The following is a 22,385-nucleotide window of genomic DNA, read 5'->3' on the forward strand; positions in this document are numbered from 1 at the left end:
ACTGTGCAAGCCAACGATGACGCTGGCTGCGTACCTTTGACGGGTGGTTGGACGATTCATCCACAGAACGCGATTGATCCACAGGCGGCGCATTCGGCCGCATTTTCGCGGCGTCTTGGTCGGTGACGGTGCCTAACGTCGCGGACATGGTCACGCAGACACCGATCGACCGGACCCAGCGGCGACTGACCGCACAGCCGGGAGACACGACGGATCCAGACAGCGAATCCGACGCGAACGACGACACCTCGCTGTCACGCTGGCTGCCCGACGCGGTACCCGGCAGCCCAGGGTGGCTCGCGTCGGTGCGGGCCGATCCTGGGCGCGCCGGGGTGATCGCGCTCGCGGTGGTCGGCGTGGTCGCGGTCCTGGTGACGGTGATCGCGGTGCTCGGTGATGACAAGCCGCCGGTGACCGCGGCGAAACTGCCTCCGGTGCAGATGGTTTCGTCCTCCGCGCCGGGGCCACCTGCGCCACCGGGGAAGGCCGAGGACGTCGTGGTCAGCGTGGCGGGCCTGGTGCACAAGCCGGGTTTGGTGACGCTTCCCGCCGGCGCTCGCATCGCCGACGCGGTGACGGCCGCCGGGGGAGCGCTGGCCGGTGCCGACCTGGTCGGCCTGAACATGGCCCGCAAGGTGGCCGACGGCGAGCAGATTCTGGTCGGCATCACCGCGCCGGTGGGTGCGCCGGCGGTGATGCGCAGTTCGGCCGGCGCGACGTCCACCGCGCCGGAGAAGGGGCCGCCCGATGGGGGCAAGGATCCCAAAGGGCCGGTCGATCTGAACACCGCGACAGAGGAGCAACTCGACGGCCTGCCCGGTATCGGCCCCGTCATGGCGAAAGCGATTGTGGCGTGGCGTACCGCCAACGGTCGGTTCGCGAGCGTTGACCAGCTGGGTGAGGTCGACGGCATCGGGCCGAGTCGGCTGGAGAAACTGCGTGAGCTGGTCAAGGTGTGACGGGAGCTCCCGCGCCGGACGTCCCGGGCATCGACCTGAGATTGGTGCCGGCCGCACTGACGTGCTGGACGGTGACCGCGGTCGGCGTGTGGTGGGGTCCGTGGGCAGCGCTGGCAGCGGTCGTCGTCGCGGTGGCGGCCGTCGTGGGCGTCGGTCTGTGGGTGGGTTCGGTGCGCTGGCCCGCGGTGCTCGCAGTGGCGGCGGTGGGTGCGGCGTTCGCGATCGTCGCGACGGTGCGCGTGCACGCCGTCGACACCCATCCTCTGGCGACAAGGTTCGGCACGACGGTGACGGTGACCGTCACGCCGGCCGAGTCCCCGAAGACCATCCAGGGTGGTCGGCTGATGTTCACAGCATCGTTGCAGCGGCTCCAGGACACCGAATCATCCGGTCGGGTCATGGTTTTCGCTCCGGCCATCGGCTATTCGGAGGTCGGCGTGGGTCGCCCGATGGCGTTCCGGGCCAGGGTCATCCGGCCGAAGCGGCGGGACCTGTCGGTGGCAGTGCTGGCCGCGGTGGGCGCGCCCCGATTCGGGACGGCGTCGACCGGGCAGCGCGCGGCGGCACACATGCGGGCTGAATTCGGCGAGGCCGCACGGCTGTCGCTGCCGCCGGATCAGGCGGCGATGCTCCCGGGACTCGTGCTGGGCGACGTGTCGGCGGTCGAGTCGGACACCGCGGCCGCGTTCCGGCGCGCTGGGCTGACGCACCTGACCGCGGTGTCGGGCGCGAACGTGACGATCGTGTGCGGCGCGGTGCTGCTGAGCGCGGCACTGGTCGGACCTCGGATCGCTGTCGGGTTGGCTGCGGTGACGCTGTTCGCGTTCGTCGTCATCGTGCAACCGTCGCCGAGCGTATTGCGCGCCGCAGCAATGGGTTCGGTGATGTTGATGGGGATGCTGGTGCATCGACGGCGGCAGGCCATCCCGGCGTTGTCGGCCAGTGTGCTGGTACTGATGGTCATTTCGCCGGCGCTCGCGGTGGACGCCGGATTCGCGCTGTCGGTGGTGGCGACGGCGGGACTCGTGGTCATCGCGCCGGGGTGGTCGCGCCGCCTGGTGGGTCGCGGCTGGCCGAAGTTGATCGCTGACGCCGTTTGCGTGGCCGTCGCCGCGCAACTCGTCACGGCGCCGTTGGTTGCGGCGATATCGGGCAGTCTGAGTCTGGTCGCGGTGGCAGCCAATCTCCTTGTTGCTCCGGTTATTCCGCCTATCACGATCCTCGGCACCGCGGCTGCGGCTATGGCGTGGTGCTGGCCCGCTGCGGCGCAGCTGTTGATCAGGTTCACCGGACCCGAACTGTGGTGGCTGTTGCACGTGGCGCGGTGGAGTGCCGCGGTTCCGGGAGCGGCGGTCAGTGTTCCGTCGGGCTGGGGTGGCGCGCTGCTGCTTGGCGCGACGACAGTGGGAGGCGCGCTGTTGGTGGCCGTGTGGCGCCGGCGACGAGGAAATGCGATACGCCCATGAACCCCCGCGGCGCGATGCAGAATTATTGACGTGAATGACGATCCGGCCGGGTCCGTGGCAGCGGCGGTTGCGGCGCTCGAAGCGGCCGGCGTGGGGACCCTGATCGGCACGGTGGTCAACGCCGCAGGACTGACGCAGGTCAAGGTGGTTCCGCTGAACCGGGTGGCGGGATTCGCCGAACACGGGCTCGGCACCAGCCCGACGTGGCATGTGTTCGCCATCGATCAGACCGGCATCGTGTTCGGCGACCAGACTGGCGTGGTCGGGGATCGGCGGGTACGCGTCGACCTGGCGGGACTCCGCATGCTCGGTGACGGACTCGCTTGGGCGCCCGGCGCGTTCTTCACGCAGGACGGCAACCCCGACCCGCACTGCGGTCGCGGTGTGCTGCAACGAGTTACGCAAAGATTGGCAGCGGCCGGTTCGACGGCCACCGTCGGACATGAGGTCGAGTTCGTGCTCGTCGGCCCTGATGGCGCTCAGCTGCCGTCCGCGATGTGGGCGCAGTACGGGCTGGCCGGCGTGCTCGAATTCGAGGGATTTGTCCGCGACGTGATGGACGCGTCCGCCGCCGCGGGCGTGGCGATCGAACAGTTCCATCCCGAATACGGGGCCAACCAATTCGAATTCTCGCTGGTGCCTCGTGATCCGGTGGCTGCCGCCGACCAGCTGGTGCTGGCCCGGATCATCATCAGCCGGGTGGCCCGCCGCCATGGTCTGCGCATCAGCCTGTCGCCGGTTCCTTTCGCCGGCAGCGTGGGTTCTGGTGCGCATCAACACTTTTCGCTGTGCCGCGACGGGGTGCCGGTGTTCTCCGGCGGTTCGGGAGCCCGCGGGATGACGGCGGCCGGTGAGTCGGCGGTCGCGGGACTGCTGGCCGGTCTGCCCGGTGCGCAGGGTGTCCTGTGTGGCTCAATCGTGTCGGGGCTGCGCATCCAACCGGGGAGCTGGTCGGGTGCCACCGTCTGTTGGGGCACCGAGAACCGGGAGGCCGCCGTCCGGTTCGTCAGCGCCGCGTCCGGAAATCCTTACGGCGCCAACGCCGAGGTGAAGATCGTCGACCCGTCGGCCAATCCGTACCTCGCCTCGGCGACCATCCTCGGGTTGGCGCTCGACGGCATCAGCCGGGAACTGCCGCTGCCACCCGAAGTGACCGTCGACCCGGGGTCCCTGACGGAAGCACAACGCGAGCACGCCGGCGTGACGACGCTGCCGGCGAAGCAGACCGAGGTGCTCGACGCGCTGCGCGCCAGCGCCGTGGTCCGCGACATCCTCGGGGACGCGGCCGTCGACGCCGTCCTGGGCGTGCGTGGCTACGAGCAGCAGAACTACGGCGACCTGTCCGACACCGAACTGGCCGAGAAGTTCCGGTTGGCCTGGAGCGTGTGAGGGTTCAGCCTCCCGAGCCTGACTGCACGGCGGAAAATCAGCTCAGAAATCACCCTGAGGTCAGCCTCGCGAGCGCGCGTAGGTCAGCGGGCGTCCAAGCACAGGTTCCACAGCTACGGACCGGGATTGGTCATGGCTCAGTTATCCAACGGCCTGGTGATGAAGTCGTCCAGAGCTTCACCGAACGGCGCGATTTCGAAGTCAGGTTCGTAGTAGGTGATTGCCTGGCCTGGTGGGAGGTCTGGTGAGACATAGAGCGCGATGTCATCTCCATTGCCGGTGAGGAACAGCAATCGCTGAGTACCGGGAAACGGAACGTCTTCGAACCACTCGATGATCTCGTTCGTGTCGGGCGCCTGAAACCAGCGTGCCGCGAGGGTGACCATGCCAGAAGGCGCAACTAATCCGTGGGTTTCGCCGTCGAATGTGGCGTAGCCGGCGTGAACCTGACGCAGGAATGTTTGTACTGGTGTGGGGACAGCATCGAAGAGTGGGGGGTCGATGTCTCCGAAGGTTCGAGGATCGTCGCCCGCCCATACGCGTAGTTCGCCTTCGTCGGTGCGCAGGACATAGTCGAGTGATGGTGCGCTGTAGTACCTGTGCTTGGCCACCCGAACGTCGACGAGCGCAGTCTGCAGCGCGTGCGCATAGTGGGGGATCAATGCGAGGAAGTCCTCATTCCACAATTCCAGGGCCGCGCGTTTGCGTTCGTCGGGGTCAGTAGATTCGGCCACGGGCCACCAGGCTTCGGGAATGAGCTGCCGCGTCGTTGCTCCCGGTTCAAGAATCCGAACCTCATTCAATTGCCAGTCCGCGACTGCGGCAATGAGAGTTTCCTCATCGATGCCAGCCATGGTTGGTACCGCCTCTCGGAGCCAGTGGAGCCACCTGTGCCGGGCATGCGGCGGCATCGGCAATCGCGCATTTCAACCCTAAGGCAGACTTGGCAACCCGCACTGCGCTGATTGTCTGCTCGCCATGAAACGATCAACGGGTGAGTGGATCGACCGAGGCGTTGCATCTGGTGTTGGGCGACGAGGAACTGCTGGTCGAGCGGGCCGTGGCCGACGTGTTGCGGGCTGCACGCAAGCTGGCCGGCAACGACAACGTGCCGGTCGACCGGCTGAGGGCCGGTGATGTGTCCACCAGTGAGCTCGCCGAACTGCTGAGCCCGTCGCTGTTCGCCGAGGAACGCGTGGTGGTCCTGGAGTCCGCCGCCGAAGCGGGCAAGGACGCCGTCGCTCTCATCGCCGATGCCGCGACTGACCTGCCCGGCGGCACCATGCTCGTCGTCGTGCATTCCGGTGGCGGCCGCGCCAAGGCGCTGGCTGATCAGCTGAAAAAGCTTGGCGCCGAGGTGCATCTGTGCGCGAAGATCGCCAAGCCCGCCGAGCGCGCCGACTTCGTGCGCAAGGAATTCCGGTCGTTGAAGGTGAAGGTCAGCGACGACGCGATCAACGCCGTGCTCGACTCGGTCGGCTCAGACATCCGCGAACTCGCCGCTGCCTGCTCGCAGCTGGTGGCCGACACCGGTGGTCAGATCGATGTCGCCGCAGTGCGTCGCTACCACTCCGGCAAGGCGGAGGTGAACGGCTTCGACATCGCCGACAAGGCCGTCTCGGGTGACGTCAGCGGCGTCGCCGAGGCGCTGCGCTGGGCGATGGCCGGCGGGGTGCCGCACGTGGTGCTGGCCGATGCGCTGGCCGAGGCGGTGCATTCGATCGCGCGGGTCGGTGGACAGTCGGGGGACCCGTACCGGTTGGCGGGGGAGCTGGGCATGCCGCCGTGGCGGGTGCAGAAAGCACAGAAGCAGGCCCGGCGCTGGTCCCGGGACACCGTGGCCGAGGCGCTGCGGGTGGTCGCGGCGTTGAACGCCGACGTCAAAGGCGCCGCGGCCAGTGCCGACTACGCGCTGGAATCGGCGGTGCGTCGCGTCGCCGAGCTGGCCGACAACTGAGGCGAACACAACAAAACCGCGGCCCGATCATCGGGCCGCGGTTTCGCGAAAACTACGAGGCTGAGCTCAGAGCTTGTTGAAGGCCAGGGTCAGCGCCGACTTCTTGTTGGCGGCCTGGTTCTTGTGGATGACACCCTTGGTGGCGGCCTTGTCCAGCTTGCGGTTGGTGGCGGCGAGCAGCTCGCCGGCCTTGTCCTTCTCGCCCGCGTCGACGGCCTCACGGAAGCCGCGGATGGCGGTACGCAGCGCGGACTTCACCGACTGGTTACGCAGACGGGCAATCTCGTTGGTGCGGATGCGCTTTTCCTGCGACTTGATGTTGGCCACGCGTGTCGTTCCTTCTAAATCTCATTTTGGGCATGTTCTCCGGAGGAGCATGCTCGGTCTTAAGTCTGCGCTCTTCGCCCGTCAACGGGCAGCGACTGTTCAGGTTACCAGCGTCCACGCGAAAACCCCAAAGCGCGGAGTGCGCGCACTGGCTGGCGACGACCCTGAGCATATCGGTGAATATCAACTTGCCCTGCCGAAACCGCCAGGTTGATGCAGCATGTCTGGCATGAGCCCACGGACATCGCGCAGTGGACCCGTACGGTCGCGGCCAACCACCCCAGGGAATCGCTACGACGGCGTCTTCAATGGCTACGACGACGTCGACAGTTATGCCGAGGCGTACGACGAGATGTTCGACGCCCAGGGCGTCGTGCGCGGCCTCTACAAAGGCGTCTTCGCCGAGCTGGCGCCGTCGGACACGTCCGAGTTGGCGGCTCGGTCCGAAGCACTCGGCCGCGCGTTCACCGATCAGGGCATCACGTTCTCGCTGTCCGGTCAGGAACGGCCGTTCCCGCTGGACCTGGTGCCCCGAGTCATCGCGGCCGCCGAGTGGGCGAAGCTCGAAAAGGGCATCAAGCAGCGGGTCAAGGCGCTGGAGATGTACCTCGACGACGTCTACGGCGATCAGGAGATCCTGCGTGACGGGGTGATCCCGCGCCGGTTGGTGACCTCGTGCGAGCACTTCCACCGCGAGGCGGTCGGCATCGCCCCGCCCAACGGCGTCCGCATCCACGTCGCGGGCATCGACCTGGTTCGCGACGACAAGGGCGACTTCCGGGTGCTCGAGGACAACCTGCGCTCGCCGTCGGGGGTGTCCTACGTGATGGAGAACCGGCGCACCATGGCCCGCGTCTTCCCCAACCTGTTCGCCACGCACCGGGTCCGGGCCGTCGGCGACTACTCGTCGCACCTGCTGCGGGCGCTGCGCAACGCGGCGGCGTCCAACGAAGCCGACCCGACCGTGGTGGTTCTCACCCCGGGTGTCTACAACTCCGCCTACTTCGAGCACTCGCTGCTGGCCCGGCAGATGGGCGTCGAGCTCGTCGAGGGCCGCGACCTGTTCTGTCGCGACAACGTCGTCTACATGCGGACCACCGAAGGCGAGCGCCAGGTGGACGTCATCTACCGGCGGATCGACGACATATATCTGGACCCCATGCAGTTCCGGCCCGACACCGTGCTCGGCGTCGCCGGCCTGCTCAACGCGGCGCGGGCGGGCAACGTCGTCATCTCCAGCGCGGTAGGCAACGGGGTCGGCGACGACAAGCTGGTCTACACGTACGTGCCGACCATCATCGAGTACTACCTGGGCGAGAAGCCGCTGCTGGCGAACGTCGACACGTACCGCTGCTGGCTCGAAGAGGAGTGCGAGGAAGTGCTCGACCGGATCCGCGAGCTGGTGATCAAACCGGTCGAGGGTTCCGGCGGCTACGGCATCGTCTTCGGGCCGGACGCCTCGGAGAAGGAGATCGCCACGATCTCGAAGAAGGTCCGCGCCGACCCGCGCGGCTGGATCGCCCAACCGGTGGTGCAGCTGTCGACGGTGCCGACGCGGATCGGAGACAAGCTGGCTCCGCGGCACGTCGATCTACGGCCGTTCGCGGTCAACGACGGTGACGACGTCTGGGTGCTGCCCGGCGGGCTGACCCGCGTAGCGCTGCCGGAGGGCTCGCTGGTGGTCAACTCCAGTCAGGGTGGCGGCTCGAAGGACACCTGGGTGCTGGCGTCGCGGGCTTCGACCGCCACGCACGAGCTCGGCGCCGCCGAAGTCGTCCGCTCCCTGCCGTCGGCCGGCCAGGCCGCTGACGAGGGACCACCGCAGCAGGCCGTCCAAACTGCCCAGCAACAGCAGCAGCAACAGCAACAGGCGGTGATGTACTGATGTTGGCGCGCAACGCGGAATCGCTGTACTGGATCGGCCGCTACGTCGAGCGGGCCGACGACACCGCCCGCATCCTGGACGTCACTGTGCACCAGTTGTTGGAGGACTCGAGCGTCGACCCGGACCTGGCATCGCGAACGTTGTTGCGGGTCCTCGGGATCGAGCCGCCGGCGGCCCCGCTGGACATGTGGTCGTTGACCGACCTGGTCGCGTTCGGCCGCGGTGACGGGCAGAATTCGATCGTCGAGTCGATCTCGGCGGCCCGCGAAAATGCCCGCGGCGCACGCGAAGTCACGTCCACCGAGATGTGGGAGTGCCTCAACACCACCTACAACGCCCTGGCCGAGCGCGAGCGGGCGGCGAGAAGGCTTGGGCCGCATGAGTTCTTGAGCTTCGTGGAAGGCCGGGCGGCGATGTTCGCCGGTCTGGCCGACTCGACGCTGTCGCGCGACGACGGCTACCGCTTCATGATGCTGGGCCGGGCGATCGAGCGTGTCGACATGACGGTGCGTCTGCTGCTGGCCCGCGTCGGTGACAGTGCGTCGTCGCCGGCATGGGTGACGGTGCTGCGCTCGGCCGGCGCGCACGACACCTACCTGCGGACCTACCGCGGTGTGCTCGACGCCGGCCGCGTCGTCGAATTCATGTTGCTGGACCGGCTGTTTCCGCGGTCGGTGTTCTATTCACTGCGGCTGGCCGAGCGGCATCTGGACGAGCTGCACAACAGGCCGCACGACCGCATTGGTGCCACCGGTGAGGCGCAACGCCTCCTGGGCCGGGCGCGCAGCGAGCTGGAGTTCCTGCAGCCGGGCCTGCTGTTGGACTCCCTGGAGGATCGTCTGGCGGGTCTGCAGCGCAGCTGCCGGGAAATCGGAGAAGCATTGGCGCTGGAGTACTTTCACGCGGCGCCGTGGGTCGCATGGACGGACGCGGGCCACCCGGTGTCGGTTATCGAAGAAGGTGAAATCTGATATGTGGCGGCTCAGAGTTGTCCATGCCACCGGGTATGCCTACAAGTCGCCGGTGACGGCGTCGTTCAACGAGGCCCGGTTGACGCCGCGCTCGGACTCGCGGCAGAACGTCGTCCTCAACCGGGTGGAGACCGCGCCGGCCACCCGCTCCTACCGGTACATCGACTACTGGGGCACAGCGGTGACGGCCTTCGATCTGCACGCGCCGCACACCGAGCTGGAGGTGACGTCGTCGTCGGTCGTCGAAACCGACAAAGGTGAAATGCCCGCGGAACTGGTCACCTGGGACGACCTGGCGGGTGCCGGCGTCCGCGACCGGTTCGACGAACTCCTCGTCCCGACCGCGTACACGCCCATCAGCAAGCGGCTGCAGCGCGTCGGTCAGCGGATCATGAAGTACTACGACCCGCAGGAAGCGGTAATCGCCGCGGCGAACTGGGTCAACACCGAGCTGGACTACGTCCCGGGTACCACGGGTGTGCACTCGTCAGGACTGGATGCGCTGCGCGAAGGCAAGGGCGTCTGTCAGGACTTCGCGCACCTCACACTGATCTTGTTGCGCAGCATGGGGATTCCGGGCCGGTATGTCTCCGGTTACCTGCACCCGCAGCGCCGGGCGGAGGTCGGCGACACCATCGAAGGGCAGAGTCACGCCTGGGTGCAGGCCTGGACCGGCGGCTGGTGGGACTACGACCCGACCAACGACGTCGAGATCAACGAGCAGTACGTGACCGTCGCTGTCGGACGGGACTATTCGGACGTCACGCCGCTGAAGGGCATCTACTCGGGCGAGGGGTCCACCGATCTGGATGTCGTCGTGGAAATCACCCGGCTCGCTTGACTTTCCCGTCGTACCGTCCGGCGCCGACTACCATGGTGTGAGGGAGATCACGATCGGAGGCGGGCGATGCGGATCGCGGACGTGCTGAGTAACAAGGGTGCCGCGGTAGCGACCATCGCCCCGGAGACCACGGTGTCCCAATTGTTGGCCAGCCTCTCGGCGCTGAACATCGGTGCCATGGTGGTGGTCGGGCCGGACGGCTTGGCCGGCATCGTGTCCGAACGCGACGTGGTGCGTGAGCTGCACAAGCGCGGCGGTGGCCTACTGGGCCAGCCGGTTTCGGAGATCATGACGACCGTCCTGGCGACCTGTACGCCGCGCGACACCGTCGACCACCTCGTGGTGCTGATGACCCAGAACCGGGTGCGGCACGTACCCGTCCTCGACGACGGCCGGCTGGCCGGCATCGTCAGCATCGGCGACGTCGTCAAGACCCGCATGGAAGAGCTCGAGACCGAGCAGCAGCGCCTGCAGGACTACATCACCCAAGGCGGTTAGCTTTTCCCGCGAGCGGGGGAGTCTGTACGGCGACACGCCGGTTTCGGCGCACAATTCGGGCAAGCTGGCGGCATGCGTGAAATTCAGACCCGGGCGGCCACTCGTTCCGACATCGGTGGCATATCGCACACCTTGGCCGGCGCATTCGCCGACGACCCCGTCATGAAATGGATGCTTCCCGACGACGGACTGCGTCGGCGCCGATTGCCGCGCTTGTTCGCGGCGCTCACCAAGTACCAGCACTTCGATCACGGTGGCGTCGAGATCGCCTCGTCGGCGGACGGCATCGGTGCGGCGGCACTGTGGGATCCGCCGGGCAAGTGGCAGCAGTCGCGCAGCGCCGAGCTGCGGGCCGTGCCCATGATGCTGCTGACGTTCGGCACCGCGGTGTTGCGCGGACAGGCGGCCGCGGAGTTGATGAAGAAGCATCACCCGGAGGAGCCGCACTGGTATCTCGCGGTGATCGGTAGCGACCCGACGGTGCGCGGCGGCGGTTTCGGGCAGGCCCTGATGCGATCCGGGCTGGACCGCTGCGACGCCGAGCACGCGCCCGCCTACCTGGAGTCGAGCAATCCGGTGAACGTGCCGTACTACGAGCGGTTCGGGTTCGAGGTCACCGGCGAGATGAAGCTGCCCAACGGCGGACCGAGCCTGATTCCGATGTGGCGGCAGCCCCGGTAGAGGGCTCAGCTCCAGGAGTAGCCGGCCCGCAGGCGGGCGGCGATGAGCTCGAACTTCTCGCGTTCGAGGATCGCGCCCTCGCGGCGGATGCCTTCCTCCGGCACGTCGAGCACACGATCGAGGCGCACCCAGCTGGCGCGTCCTTCGTAGTCCCAGCTGCCCGATCCGATGCCCACCCAGTCGGGGTCGCTCTGGTGGTGGTCCTGGCTGGACAGCATCAGCCCCAGCAGGGTGGTGCGGTCGCGGCCCACGACCAGCACGGGACGGTCCTTGCCGCGGGTCGGGTCGTCTTCGTAGACGACCCAGGTCCAGACGATCTCGCCAGGGTCGGCCTGGCCGTCCAGGTCGGGTGCATAGACGACGCGACGGGCGCGGTGGGCTGTCGGGACCATGTTCTCGGTGACGGGGCGCCCCGCGGTGATGGCCGCCTGCGACTCCGTCGGCACAGCGCCGAGCGCCGTCAGACCCACCTCGATACCGAACCGGATGCCCTGCTGGATGGTCCGTGACAGCCCGTCAGGCTGCTGCAAGTTACGGATGAGTCGCGGCGCCTCGTTGAACACCAGTTGTTCCGCCAGACGCTGGAACGTCCTCCACTGCGACGCCATGTGTTCGAGCATAGGGGAGTTTCCGGGCCGCGATTTAGTCGCCGGGGTCCAGGCTCGATACCCTGGTAGCTGCGCGTCGCGGCATATGACGGTGCGCAGACCGACCTTTATCAGGAGATTCCCATCAGCAGTTTCGCCGACAAGACGTTCACTGCGCCGGCGCAGATTCGGAACTTCTGCATCATCGCCCACATCGACCACGGCAAGTCGACGTTGGCCGACCGGATGCTGGGGATCACCGGTGTCGTCGCCGACCGCGATATGCGGGCCCAGTACCTGGACCGGATGGACATCGAGCGTGAGCGCGGTATCACCATCAAGGCCCAGAACGTGCGGCTGCCGTGGCAGGTGAACGGTGAGGATTTCGTGCTGCACCTCATCGACACCCCAGGCCACGTCGACTTCACCTACGAGGTGTCCCGCGCGCTGGAGGCTTGCGAGGGCGCGGTGCTGCTCGTGGACGCCGCACAGGGCATCGAGGCGCAGACGCTGGCCAACCTGTACCTGGCACTGGACCGGGACCTGACCATCATCCCGGTGCTCAACAAGATCGATCTGCCCGCCGCCGACCCGGACCGCTACGCCGGCGAGATCGCGCACATCATCGGCTGCGAGCCGTCCGATGTGCTCCGCGTCTCCGGCAAGACGGGCGAGGGGGTGCGCGAGCTTCTCGACGAGGTGGTGCGACTGATCCCGGCGCCCGTCGGCGACGCCGACGCACCCGCGCGGGCGATGATCTTCGACTCGGTCTACGACATCTACCGCGGTGTGGTCACCTACGTGCGCGTGGTGGACGGCAAGCTCAACCCGCGCGAGAAGATCAAGATGATGTCCACGGGCGCGACACACGAGTTGCTCGAGGTCGGCATCGTCTCGCCGGAGCCGAAGGCCTCCGACGGTCTCGGCGTCGGTGAGGTCGGCTACCTGATCACCGGCGTGAAGGACGTCCGCCAGTCCAAGGTCGGTGACACCGTCACCTCGGCCAGGCACGGCGCGACCGAGGCCCTGACCGGCTACCGCGAACCGCGGCCGATGGTCTACTCAGGCCTGTATCCCGTGGATGGCTCGGACTATCCCGTGCTGCGCGAGGCCTTGGACAAGCTGCAGCTCAACGACGCCGCGCTGACCTACGAGCCGGAAACCTCCGTGGCGCTCGGCTTCGGTTTCCGCTGCGGCTTTCTGGGCCTGCTGCACATGGAGATCACCCGCGAGCGCCTGGAACGGGAATTCAACCTCGATCTCATCTCCACGGCGCCCAACGTGGTGTACCGCGTGGTCAAAGACGACAACAGCGAGCTGATCGTGACGAACCCGTCCATCTGGCCAGAAGGCAAGGTGCGCAGCGTCTTTGAGCCCGTCGTGAAGACGACGGTGATCGCGCCCAGCGAGTTCATCGGCACCATCATGGAGCTGTGCCAGCAGCGTCGCGGCGAGCTGGGCGGGATGGACTACCTGTCCCCGGAGCGCGTCGAGCTGCGCTACACGATGCCGCTCGGTGAGATCATCTTCGACTTCTTCGACTCGCTGAAGTCGCGCACGCGCGGCTATGCCAGCCTCGATTACGAAGAGGCCGGCGAGCAGGAAGCCGACCTGGTGAAGGTCGACATCCTGCTGCAGGGCGAGGCCGTCGACGCGTTCAGTGCCATCGTGCACAAGGACGGTGCGGCCGCATACGGCAACAAGATGACCACCAAGCTCAAGGAACTGATCCCGCGCCAGCAGTTCGAGGTGCCGGTGCAGGCTGCCATCGGGTCGAGAATCATTGCGCGCGAGAATATTCGGGCCATCCGCAAGGACGTGCTCTCCAAGTGCTACGGCGGTGACATCACCCGTAAGCGCAAGCTGCTCGAGAAGCAGAAGGAGGGCAAGAAGCGCATGAAAACCATTGGCCGGGTGGAAGTTCCGCAGGAAGCCTTCGTGGCCGCGCTGTCCTCCGATGCGGCGAGCGACAAGCCCAAGAAGTAGTGAATTTGTGCACGATTTTCCGCGGTGACCGCGGATGATCGTGCACAAATCCAGAGGTCAGACGACCCGCAGCACGGCCTTGCCCGCGACGGTGCGCCCCAACAACGCCTGCGCGGCATCGGCGATGTTCTCCCACGAGTCCCGCAGTCCGATCTGCGCATCGATTTCGCAGTCGGCCAGCAGCGTCAGCAGGTAATCCAGATCGGCGCGAAATGGTGCCCGGACTGTGAACGGCTCCAAGCGTTTCCGAGCACCGGTGCGCCGTTCGGCCTCGAAGTTGATCGTGGTGGGCTCATTGGAGGCCATCCCGATGGACTGCACCGAGCCACCGTCGGACACCAGGCTGAAGGCCTGTGCCAAGAGCTTGCCGCCGACGTTGTCGAGCACCCCGAACACCGGCTCGGTTACCGCATCGAGCCCGACCACCACTTCGGCCGCGCCCAGTTCCGCCAGGCCTTCGCCGCGGGGTGCGCTTCCGACCGCGGCGACCACATGGGCGCCGGCCCGAGCCGCCAGTTGCACGGCGAACCGTCCGACCCCGCCGGAGGCACCGGTGACCAAAACCCGGCGGCCGACGACCGGGCCGAGAGCGCGCAGTGCCTGCAGTGCGGTGACGCCGGCCACCGGAAGGGCGGCGGCATCCTCGAACTCGACGAACTCGGGCAGCTCGGCCATATTGTCGGTCGACACGACACGTCGTTCCGCCCAGCCGGCCTCACCGCCGAATCCGACCACGCGTGCCCCCACCTGAGGCCCCGAGCCGTCGGCGGCGGCCCGAACCACGACGCCGGCACTGTCCCACCCCGGAACTTCGCCCGGACGGCGCATCTGGTCGATGAAGTGCAGCTCGCCGAAGTTCAGTGCAATCGCATGCACGTCGATCAGCGCCTGGGACTCGGTGGGTGAAGGTTCGGCCACCTCGTCGAACCGGAGATTGGCAGGGGCGTCGGGGGCATAGACGAGAGCGCGCACGAACAGGCCAACCCCGGAAGGTATTCCCGTATTCCCGGTATTCGGACACCGTGGCGCACAGGGACGTGTCCTCAAGGGCAAACCCGTTGAGCGGCAATAGCACACGACTGATCGACGCGGCGGGTTGTTCCCATCGCATCGTTCTGAGCGCAACTGTGGGCGCCTGGCACGTCGAGTCGTAGCTTGCTCCCTGTGTCGAAAGAACTTCATCTGCTCGCCTTCGGCAACACCCGATCTGCCGGACCGTGGCGGCATCCCGATGCGGACAACAGCACTGCCGGTGTGCGTCGCCGGCTCATCAAGCACGCGCAGACGGCGGAAGCAGGTACCTTCGACGCGCTGTTCTTCGCCGACGGGTTGAACTACGGGCCGCAGGCCACCTGGGCCTACAAGATTCCCGAGGATTTCGAACCGTTGACCGCGACGGCCGCGTTGTCGTCGGTAACCGACCACATCGGATTGGTGGTCACGGGCTCGGCGACGCTGCAGCATCCTTTCCACCTGGCGCGGCAACTGCTTTCGCTCGATCACCTCAGTGGTGGGCGTGCCGGCTGGAATCTGGTGACCAGCTTCGCGCGCGCGGCGGCGGACAATTTCAGTGCGCAAGGCGTGGTCGATCACGACGAGCGCTACCAGATCGCCGAAGAAGCGCTCGATGTGGTTCGCAAGCTGTGGGATGGCTGGGGCGAGGACACGATCATCGAGGACCGGGCAGCAGGGGTGTTCCACGACGTCAACAAGATTCGCGCGGCAGACCATCACGGAAAGTACTTCGACGTGACAGGCCCGTTGGGTGCCTCGCGCTCCGCGCAGGGCCAGCCGGTGATATTCCAGGCCGGAGCATCAACTACCGGAAGGACTTTCGCGGCCAAGCACGCCGAGGTCATCTTCACCAGTCATGGCAATCGCGGCCGGGCGCAAGAGTTCTATCGACAGATCGACCAAGAGGCGCGGCGTCTCGGTCGTGTGGGACCACCGCTGATCACCCCGTCCTTCCGCTACGTCATCGGCTCGACCGAAGACGAGGCGCGCCGTGCCGAACGTGACGAGTACGAGTACTTCAGTCCCGAATATCAAGCCGCCTGGTTGCTCGAGGTCGAGGTCGACGTTGTCGGCGCCGATCTCGACGGACCCGTGCCCGCCTCGGCATTTCCCGAATTCACTCAGACGCACCAGACCGCGCTGGCCGGATATCGCGCGCTGGCCGCGGAAAGCCCGACGGTGCGGGACTTCCTGTATCGCACCGTCAACGGCTGGGGCGCCGGGGTCGTCGGCACGCCGGAACAGATAGCCGATGAGCTCGAGGAATGGTTCACCGAAGGCGCCGCAGACGGTTTCGTCCTGCGGGACTCGGGATTGCCCGGTCAGGTCGAGTTGTTCGTCGATCAGGTTGTGCCGCTGCTGCGCAAGCGCGGCCTGTTCCGCCACGAATACGCGGGCACCACCCTGCGGTCGCATCTCGGGCTGGAGATCCCGACTCGGTCTCCGTCGCTTTCTTCGCCGGGTGCCCGATGACGGAGCCTTTCGTCCTCGCCGGTTTCACCATGTCGACGGTGTCGCACGGCAACTTCGGTATGTGGCGTCACCCGCAGGACCAGACGTCTCGATACACCGACCTCCGGTACTGGGTGGAGCTCGCACAGCTATTGGAGGCCGGTGGCTTCGATCTGCTCTTCATCGCCGATGCGGTCGGACAGCTCGATGTCTTCGGTGGCAGCGCGCAGGCGGCGCTCACCGGCGCGGTACAGACACCGGTCACCGACCCCATGCTCGCCGTCTCGGCGATGGCGGCCGCCACCGAGCATCTCGGGTTCGGCATCACCGTCTCCACCACCTATGAGAGTCCATATCTGTTGGCGCGCAAGTTCAGTACGCTCGACCACCTCACCGGTGGGCGGATCGGGTGGAACATCGTCACCTCACTACTGGACAGCGCGGCCCGCAACATCATCGGACGCGACCGGCAGATCCCGCACGATGAGCGGTACGCGATGGCGCAAGAATTCCTCGAGGTCACCTACAAGCTGTGGGAAGGGTCCTGGGAACCCGACGCGATACTGCGCGACCGTGACCGCGGTGTCTACACCGACGCCGACAAGGTCCACCCCATCGGGCATCAAGGCCGCTACTTCAGCGTGCCGGGTGCGCATCTGGTCGAACCGTCCCCGCAACGCACTCCCGTGCTGTTCCAGGCCGGAACATCGTCGGCGGGAAGAGAATTCGCGGCGCGCAATGCCGAGTTGGTATTCGCCAGCGATCCCAGGCCAGATGTGTTGCGCGCCAACATCACCGATATCCGGCGCCGCGCAGTGCAATACGGGCGGCGCCCGGACGCCATCAAATTTCTGACCTCGATCGAGGTCGTCACCGACAGCACCGATACCGCGGCACGGGCGAAGGCCGACGAGCTGGCGGGTTACCACGATCTCGAGGCCGGTCTGGTGCTGTTGTCGGCGCTCTCGGGTGTCGACTGGTCCGACTACGGGGTGGACCGGCCGATCGAGCAGTTCGACACCGACGCCAGCCGGTCGATCCTGGCGGCCGTCGCCGATCCCGATGCGCGCCAGCGTCTTACGTTGCGTGACTATGCCGGTGGGCTCGGCGGCTTCGGCGGCGCATTGTTCGTCGGCTCGGGCCGTACCGTCGCCGACGACCTGGAACGTTACGCGGAGCACACCGGCGTCGACGGCTTCAACATCGCGTATCACATCACCCCCGGCAGCTTCGTCGACGTCGCCGAATACCTGATCCCCGAACTGCGCCGGCGGGGGCGGGCGCGTGAGGCCGGCCATTCGCAGACGTTGCGCCAGCGAGTTTTCGGCGGCGGGTCCGCACTGCTGCCCGACGATCATCCCGGTACCGCGTTCCGGCATCAAAGAATCCCGTCGATTTGATCGCTGCCGTATCGGCCGTGACTGCGGGACAGTGAACATCACGGTAATGGATCGGTAAATACCTGTGCGGCAAAGCATTACGCAGGGTGGAAAGGCAGGCAATGTGTCCGCACCGAATCGCGTAGAGCTGGCCGGCCGCGCACTGGCCTCCGCGCAAGGCCACGGGTTGCAGAAAGACGCGCTGGGATTCTGGGGGGTCTTCGCACAGGGCCTGGCGGCTGCCGCACCCAGCGTCGCGCTGGCGTCGGTGCCCTTCGCGCTTTTCGTGGCCGCCGGTAGTGGAGCGACCTGGGCGGTGCTCGTCGGCTTGGGCATCACCGTGCTGATCGCCACCACCATCAGCTTCCAGGCCAAGCGCACCGTGTCATCCGGCTCACTGGGCACCTACACCGGTAATGGGCTCGGGCCGGGGTTCGCCTACACCGCCGGTTTCAGCCTGCTGATCGGTTACATCGGCTTCGCCACCACCGGCACCCTGGGCGGCGTCGTCTACCTCGACTCGTTCCTGGAATCCATCGGATTGGGTTCGCAGGCAACGTGGTTCCGTCTGCTGCTGGTGGTGGTCATCGTCGGCGTCGGGACCTACCTGCCGTTCCGCGGTGCGTCCATCGCAGCCAAGTACGAGTTGGTCTTCGAACTGATCGCGATCGCGTCGATTCTGGTGATCATCGTCGCCTCGTATCTCGGATACGGATTCCGCGTCGATTGGGATCAGTGGAACCCGGCGCATCTGGGCAGCAGTGCCACCTTCATCGCCGCGGTATCCGCCGTCGGTTCATACGCCGGCTTCGAGAGCGTCGCCTCGCTCGGCGCGGAAGCCAAAGACGCACACCGCAATATCGCCCGCTCGCTGCTACGGGTGGTGCTGCTACTGGGTGTGCTCTACGTCGTGTCGACCTACCCGCAGATCCTGCACTTCAACTCCATCGACGGTGACAAGGCGATCCTGCCGCAGCTCGCGGATTCCACCGGCGTGCACTGGGTGAACCAGCTCGTCAGCGGAACCGTTGCGATTGCGTTCATCGTGTTCGTCACCGCGGTGACCACCGCCGCGGCGCGGTCGCTGTTCACCTTCGCCCACGAGGGCGCGCTGCCGGCCGCGTTGACCAAGGTGCATCCCAAGTACAAGACGCCGTGGGTCGGCATCGCCTTCATCGGCGTGCTGTCCTTCGCCTTCTCGGTGGTGGCCACCGTGAGCTCGGCGGGCCGCGTGGTGTTCGACGTCTACGGCGGCTACGTCTCCAACTGGGGCTTTCTGATCAGTTACCTTCTCGTCGTCGTCGCAACGCCGATCTGGCTGTACAAGATTCGGGCCCTCACCCCGCTGCGGCTCATCGTGTCCGTGGCCGCGACACTGGCCATCGGGTACGTCATCTTCAGCAACTTCTACCCCGCACCGAAGTTCCCGTTCAACATCCTGCCGCTCATCTACGGGGGAATCCTGCTGGCCGGGCTGGCCTGGTACTGGTACCTCAAGCGCACCCGCCCCGAGGTGGCGCGCCGGATCGGCTCTATCCAAACCTTGTCCGAGTCCGAGCAGCAGCGGCTGATCGACGAAGGCATCCTCGAAGTGCTCGATGACCGGGCTGAGCAGTCGAGTGCTGATGACGACCTCGAGCCGCGCCGAGACAAGGAGCCGGTGGCGCCATGACACTGGAAGCAGAACGCAGCGTCGCCAGCTGGACGGTGACACCCGCGACGCCGATCGATCATCCGCAGATCGCCGATTTCCTGGCCACCACTGTCGGCATCAGTGGGCGCAAGTTCGCGGCCGATTCTCGCGATATCGCTGAACAATTCGACGACGTCCTTCCCGGCGCGCTGGTGGTGGTGCGCGACGAAGCGCAGCGCGTAAGGGGTTATGCGGCACTACATGAGCCGCACGGGCTGGCCCCGGAGTTCCTGGCCGATTTCGTCTTCGACCCGGCCGCCGCGCACTACGTCGTCGACGACACCGTTACGGCGGTATTGGCCCGGTTCGAAAGGGAAGCCGCCACGATCCCGAAAGCGTTCCTGCGCAGCTTCATCGGGCCCACGCAGCAGACCGCCCTCGACGCCCTCATCCGACGCGGTGCCACCGAAGAAGGCAGGTTCATCCGGACCCGCAAGTCCCTGGAGGACGAGGATGCCGAGTACCTGCAGGCCCTCACGCTGCCCGGGTTCACCTTGCTGAGTTGGCCGGAAGTGATCGAGCGGGGCCTGGCCGAGCAGGTGCGCAGCCTGCAGTTCGACACGTTCCTCGAACACTTCGGCAACATGTCCAAGACGCCGGAGAGCTTCGCCCACCACATCGAGAGCCGTTCTTTCACACCGGATTTCAGTAACGCGGTGGTCAACCAAGCGGGCGAGGTGGTCGGGTATGTGCTGGGCTCGACCTACACACATCTGATCGGCGGTGCCGAGGAACGCAGCGCCCACACCGATTACATCGGGGTGCGCGCAGATCAGCGTAAGCACGGTATCGGTGAGTTCTTGCTGCGCAAGATCTGGCTGGCGGCGCTGCGCCGCGGCCTGTCGATCGCGTCACTGGGCACCGATGTCAACAACGCGAGCAAGGCGCATCTGCTGTATGCCCGACTGGGATATGTCGCAGTCGAACACCAGTCCGCGTACCGCATCGACTCCGAAGGATCCGCCAAATGAGTTCCACCACAAACTATCTACAGACCGCCACCGCCGATCTCGACGACCTGCGAGCGCACTTCGCCCCGGTCTTCGCCAAGATCGCCGAGGCGAATCTGGAACGCGAACGCACCCGCACCTTCCCACATGAACAGGTGAGCCTGCTCAACGAAGCGGCGTTCGGCACATTGCGAATCCCGTTGGATCGCGGTGGTTTCGGCGCCTCACTGCAGCAGGTGTTCCTACTGCTCGCGGATCTGGGCGAGGCCGACGCCAACGTTTCGCACATCTGGCGTAACCATCTGGCCTTCGTCGAAGACCGGCTGAATGCGCCGGTATCGGATACCAATGACGCCTGGATCAATCGGTTCCGCGCCGGTGAGTTCGTCGGGGGCGGGTGGACGGAAGCCAACAATGTCACACTGGCCAACCTGGTCACCACCGTCGCCGCCGAGGGGGACCACTACCGGGTGACCGGCGCGAAATTCTATGCCACCGGCAGTCTTTACGCCGACTGGCTCGATGTGCTCGGTCGCGGTGCCGACGGCGAACTGCTCACCGCACTGGTGCGCGCCGATGGTCCCGGGGTCACCTTGGTCGACGACTGGGACGGATTCGGCCAGCGCACCACGGCCAGCGGGACCGCCCGCTATGAGCGAGTGCGGGCCGAACGCGGAGACGTGTTCCCGGCCGCCGAGCGGTTCGCCTATCAAGGGCACTTCTATCAGACGGCGATGTTGTCGGTGCTGACCGGAATCACCAGGGCGGCACTGCGGGACGGATCGGCGGCCTTGGTCGGCCGCAAGCGCAACTACCCGCAGGGGCTGACCGAGGTGCCCGCTCAGGACGCGCAATTGCTGGCCGTCATCGGTGAGGTGTCCGCCGATGCGTTCGCCGCAGAGGCCGCGCTTGCCAAGGCCGGCGAAGCGCTGGACCGGATTGCCGGAGACCCCGACGGTGCCCAGCGCAGGCTGATCGCGGCCGAGGTGGCCGTGGCCCAGGCGCAGCTGGTGATCATCGCGGCGGCCCTGCGTGCCACCACGAACGTCTTCGACGCGCTCGGCGCATCCGGGGTGTCCGAAGAGCGTGGCCTGGACCGGCATTGGCGCAACGCTCGCACGCTGGCCTCGCACAACCCGCGGGTGTACAAGGCGCGCATCCTGGGCGATCACCTGATCAACGGCACCGATCCGGTGCCGGACTTCGCCGCGTTCGGGCGTGGGGGACAAGGAAATTAGCGGCCCACGCCCGTGGAGTCAGACCGCGTGGTGCGGGCCGGCGGAGTGACCGCCGTGGTGGTGTAGCCCGGGGATCATCATGGGTACCTCGGCACGGTAATTCCGGTACGAGTCACCGAGACTCGCAGTCAGGTCGTGCTCCTCGAGCTGGATCGCGATCAGGATGTATCCGGTGGTGGCGAGCGCGAACATCAGATGCCCCGCGGTCATCGTCGGGGTGGCCCAGAAGGCGATGAGGAATCCCACCATGATCGGGTGCCGCACCACCCGGTAGAACAGCGTGGTCCGGAAAGGCAAGTCGCGGTAGGGTTTTCCGCGCCACGCCAGGTACACCTGGCGCAGCCCGAACAGATCGAAGTGGCTGATCATGAATGTCGACATCAGCACGATCGCCCAGCCCGCCCAGAACAGCGTGAGCAGCGCGTAGCGCCCGGCCGGCGCGCTGACGTGCCAAACGACCTGTGGCATGGTCCGCCACTGCCAGAACAGCAGGCCCAACAGCAGACTCGACATCAGGACGTAGGTGCTGCGTTCGATGGACTGCGGCACGAAACGGGTCCACATCTGTTTGAACGCCGGCCGCGCCATCACGCTGTGTTGCCCCGCGAACAGGCCGAGCAGCACCAGATTGACCACCACCGCCTCGCCGACCGATGCGGCGATCCCGTGGTCGACGGTGCGGGGCACCACCACGTTGCCCACGAAGCCGATCGCGTAGAGGAACGAGACCAGGAACACCGCGTAACACAGCACGCCGTAACCCAGTGTCAGATAGCGCTTCATCCTGTCCTCCGAATCTCGAATGGTCCGGTGACGCAAGAGATGGAGGAGGGGCCGGCAGACTGCCGGTCCGTGACGTCATACCTGGCGCTGCAGCCCCTGGTCACTCTTTCAATATATTCCTGAAACCCGCAGGTGGGTATGTATTTCTTTGGCGGTCCGCGAGACGCGAAAACCCCCAACTCTGAAGTGCTCCCCAGAAGTTGGACTGAGAAGTTCAGTTCCTTGTTCTGGGGAGTACTTTTTTGCATCCTCGTAGTTCGTTGACCGAGGGGCAGCGTGGTGCGGTTGTCGCGTTGTTCGAGCAGGGGTGGCGGTATCACGCCACGGCG

Annotated in this window: 20 protein-coding genes; 15 read left to right on the top strand and 5 right to left on the bottom strand. The window is 66.4% G+C overall.

Going from position 1 to position 22,385, the window contains the following annotated elements; translation table 11 throughout:
• The first annotated feature begins 146 nt into the window (after positions 1–146).
• Genes AC1U2B_RS25675 through AC1U2B_RS25685 form a run of 3 tightly spaced genes read left to right on the top strand, consistent with a single transcriptional unit; the run spans position 147 to position 3,814 of the window.
• Positions 147–959 carry a ComEA family DNA-binding protein gene (locus AC1U2B_RS25675; RefSeq protein WP_480219011.1) on the top strand — a complete coding sequence of 271 codons (813 nt, stop codon included), beginning with the start codon at positions 147–149 and terminating at the stop codon, positions 957–959.
• On the top strand, positions 956–2,425 hold the full coding sequence (locus AC1U2B_RS25680) for a ComEC/Rec2 family competence protein (RefSeq protein ID WP_480219012.1): 1,470 nt from the start codon (positions 956–958) through the stop codon (positions 2,423–2,425). Before AC1U2B_RS25675 ends, AC1U2B_RS25680 begins: the two co-directional genes overlap by 4 nt.
• A 30-nt stretch (positions 2,426–2,455) precedes the next feature.
• On the top strand, positions 2,456–3,814 hold the full coding sequence (locus AC1U2B_RS25685) for a type I glutamate--ammonia ligase (RefSeq protein ID WP_480219013.1): 1,359 nt from the start codon (positions 2,456–2,458) through the stop codon (positions 3,812–3,814).
• Positions 3,815–3,951: 137 nt separating this feature from the next.
• Here AC1U2B_RS25685 and AC1U2B_RS25690 read toward each other — a convergent pair whose 3' ends face one another.
• The gene (locus tag AC1U2B_RS25690; RefSeq protein ID WP_480219014.1) at positions 3,952–4,668 is read right to left on the bottom strand and encodes a hypothetical protein; all 717 of its coding nucleotides are present in this window, start codon (positions 4,666–4,668) and stop codon (positions 3,952–3,954) included.
• Between the two features lie 140 nt (positions 4,669–4,808).
• Here AC1U2B_RS25690 and holA point away from each other — a divergent pair, with 140 nt between their 5' ends.
• The gene (holA, locus tag AC1U2B_RS25695; protein WP_480219015.1) at positions 4,809–5,771 is read left to right on the top strand and encodes a DNA polymerase III subunit delta; all 963 of its coding nucleotides are present in this window, start codon (positions 4,809–4,811) and stop codon (positions 5,769–5,771) included.
• A gap of 66 nt (positions 5,772–5,837) precedes the next feature.
• Here holA and rpsT read toward each other — a convergent pair whose 3' ends face one another.
• Entirely contained in the window at positions 5,838–6,098 is a 261-nt protein-coding gene (gene rpsT, locus AC1U2B_RS25700; RefSeq protein ID WP_043394204.1) for a 30S ribosomal protein S20, read from the bottom strand.
• A 352-nt stretch (positions 6,099–6,450) separates the two neighbouring features.
• Here rpsT and AC1U2B_RS25705 point away from each other — a divergent pair, with 352 nt between their 5' ends.
• From AC1U2B_RS25705 to AC1U2B_RS25725, 5 genes are all read left to right on the top strand, one after another.
• Entirely contained in the window at positions 6,451–7,983 is a 1,533-nt protein-coding gene (locus tag AC1U2B_RS25705; RefSeq protein WP_377042187.1) for a circularly permuted type 2 ATP-grasp protein, read from the top strand.
• Positions 7,983–8,954, top strand: coding sequence for an alpha-E domain-containing protein (locus AC1U2B_RS25710; RefSeq protein WP_020102144.1), 972 nt, complete (start codon positions 7,983–7,985; stop codon positions 8,952–8,954). Before AC1U2B_RS25705 ends, AC1U2B_RS25710 begins: the two co-directional genes overlap by 1 nt.
• 1 nt (position 8,955) lies before the next feature.
• Entirely contained in the window at positions 8,956–9,795 is an 840-nt protein-coding gene (locus tag AC1U2B_RS25715) for a transglutaminase family protein (protein WP_043394198.1), read from the top strand.
• Positions 9,796–9,861: 66 nt separating this feature from the next.
• The gene (locus tag AC1U2B_RS25720) at positions 9,862–10,293 is read left to right on the top strand and encodes a CBS domain-containing protein (RefSeq protein WP_043394196.1); all 432 of its coding nucleotides are present in this window, start codon (positions 9,862–9,864) and stop codon (positions 10,291–10,293) included.
• A gap of 72 nt (positions 10,294–10,365) precedes the next feature.
• A complete protein-coding gene (locus AC1U2B_RS25725) occupies positions 10,366–10,974 on the top strand; it encodes a GNAT family N-acetyltransferase (RefSeq protein ID WP_480219016.1) in 609 nt (202 codons plus the stop codon).
• 5 nt (positions 10,975–10,979) lie between these two features.
• On the opposite strand, the gene AC1U2B_RS25730 is transcribed toward AC1U2B_RS25725, so the two are convergent.
• Positions 10,980–11,594 (bottom strand): type II toxin-antitoxin system PemK/MazF family toxin, encoded by a 615-nt coding sequence (locus AC1U2B_RS25730; protein WP_480219017.1) that lies wholly within the window; start codon positions 11,592–11,594, stop codon positions 10,980–10,982.
• A 57-nt stretch (positions 11,595–11,651) separates the two neighbouring features.
• Between AC1U2B_RS25730 and lepA the strand changes: the two genes are divergently transcribed.
• Positions 11,652–13,547, top strand: a complete 1,896-nt coding sequence (lepA, locus tag AC1U2B_RS25735; protein WP_480219028.1) for a translation elongation factor 4 — start codon at positions 11,652–11,654, stop codon at positions 13,545–13,547.
• Between the two features lie 57 nt (positions 13,548–13,604).
• On the opposite strand, the gene AC1U2B_RS25740 is transcribed toward lepA, so the two are convergent.
• On the bottom strand, positions 13,605–14,519 hold the full coding sequence (locus tag AC1U2B_RS25740) for a zinc-binding dehydrogenase (RefSeq protein ID WP_480219018.1): 915 nt from the start codon (positions 14,517–14,519) through the stop codon (positions 13,605–13,607).
• Between the two features lie 192 nt (positions 14,520–14,711).
• Here AC1U2B_RS25740 and AC1U2B_RS25745 point away from each other — a divergent pair, with 192 nt between their 5' ends.
• From AC1U2B_RS25745 to AC1U2B_RS25765, 5 genes are all read left to right on the top strand, one after another.
• Entirely contained in the window at positions 14,712–16,034 is a 1,323-nt protein-coding gene (locus tag AC1U2B_RS25745) for an NtaA/DmoA family FMN-dependent monooxygenase (RefSeq protein WP_480219019.1), read from the top strand.
• Positions 16,031–17,413, top strand: a complete 1,383-nt coding sequence (locus AC1U2B_RS25750; protein ID WP_480219020.1) for an LLM class flavin-dependent oxidoreductase — start codon at positions 16,031–16,033, stop codon at positions 17,411–17,413. Before AC1U2B_RS25745 ends, AC1U2B_RS25750 begins: the two co-directional genes overlap by 4 nt.
• 103 nt (positions 17,414–17,516) lie before the next feature.
• Positions 17,517–19,064, top strand: a complete 1,548-nt coding sequence (locus tag AC1U2B_RS25755) for an APC family permease (RefSeq protein WP_480219021.1) — start codon at positions 17,517–17,519, stop codon at positions 19,062–19,064.
• The gene (locus tag AC1U2B_RS25760) at positions 19,061–20,056 is read left to right on the top strand and encodes a GNAT family N-acetyltransferase (RefSeq protein ID WP_480219022.1); all 996 of its coding nucleotides are present in this window, start codon (positions 19,061–19,063) and stop codon (positions 20,054–20,056) included. Before AC1U2B_RS25755 ends, AC1U2B_RS25760 begins: the two co-directional genes overlap by 4 nt.
• Positions 20,053–21,273 carry an acyl-CoA dehydrogenase family protein gene (locus AC1U2B_RS25765; RefSeq protein ID WP_480219023.1) on the top strand — a complete coding sequence of 407 codons (1,221 nt, stop codon included), beginning with the start codon at positions 20,053–20,055 and terminating at the stop codon, positions 21,271–21,273. The genes AC1U2B_RS25760 and AC1U2B_RS25765 overlap by 4 nt, the downstream gene beginning before the upstream one ends.
• 18 nt (positions 21,274–21,291) lie before the next feature.
• On the opposite strand, the gene mddA is transcribed toward AC1U2B_RS25765, so the two are convergent.
• The gene (gene mddA / locus AC1U2B_RS25770; RefSeq protein ID WP_480219024.1) at positions 21,292–22,056 is read right to left on the bottom strand and encodes a methanethiol S-methyltransferase; all 765 of its coding nucleotides are present in this window, start codon (positions 22,054–22,056) and stop codon (positions 21,292–21,294) included.
• Positions 22,057–22,385: the final 329 nt, after the last annotated feature.

The organism is Mycolicibacterium sp. P4_G11 (genome assembly GCF_056555145.1).

Coding starts and splice junctions, on each gene's coding strand:
- AC1U2B_RS25675 (WP_480219011.1), top strand. CDS start 147: ATGGTCACGCAGACACCGATCGACCGGACCCAGCGGCGACTGACCGCA.
- AC1U2B_RS25690 (WP_480219014.1), bottom strand. CDS start 4,668: ATGGCTGGCATCGATGAGGAAACTCTCATTGCCGCAGTCGCGGACTGG.
- AC1U2B_RS25705 (WP_377042187.1), top strand. CDS start 6,451: ATGTTCGACGCCCAGGGCGTCGTGCGCGGCCTCTACAAAGGCGTCTTC.
- AC1U2B_RS25710 (WP_020102144.1), top strand. CDS start 7,983: ATGTTGGCGCGCAACGCGGAATCGCTGTACTGGATCGGCCGCTACGTC.
- AC1U2B_RS25715 (WP_043394198.1), top strand. CDS start 8,956: ATGTGGCGGCTCAGAGTTGTCCATGCCACCGGGTATGCCTACAAGTCG.
- AC1U2B_RS25720 (WP_043394196.1), top strand. CDS start 9,862: ATGCGGATCGCGGACGTGCTGAGTAACAAGGGTGCCGCGGTAGCGACC.
- AC1U2B_RS25725 (WP_480219016.1), top strand. CDS start 10,366: ATGCGTGAAATTCAGACCCGGGCGGCCACTCGTTCCGACATCGGTGGC.
- AC1U2B_RS25730 (WP_480219017.1), bottom strand. CDS start 11,594: ATGCTCGAACACATGGCGTCGCAGTGGAGGACGTTCCAGCGTCTGGCG.
- AC1U2B_RS25750 (WP_480219020.1), top strand. CDS start 16,031: ATGACGGAGCCTTTCGTCCTCGCCGGTTTCACCATGTCGACGGTGTCG.
- AC1U2B_RS25760 (WP_480219022.1), top strand. CDS start 19,061: ATGACACTGGAAGCAGAACGCAGCGTCGCCAGCTGGACGGTGACACCC.
- AC1U2B_RS25765 (WP_480219023.1), top strand. CDS start 20,053: ATGAGTTCCACCACAAACTATCTACAGACCGCCACCGCCGATCTCGAC.
- mddA (WP_480219024.1), bottom strand. CDS start 22,056: ATGAAGCGCTATCTGACACTGGGTTACGGCGTGCTGTGTTACGCGGTG.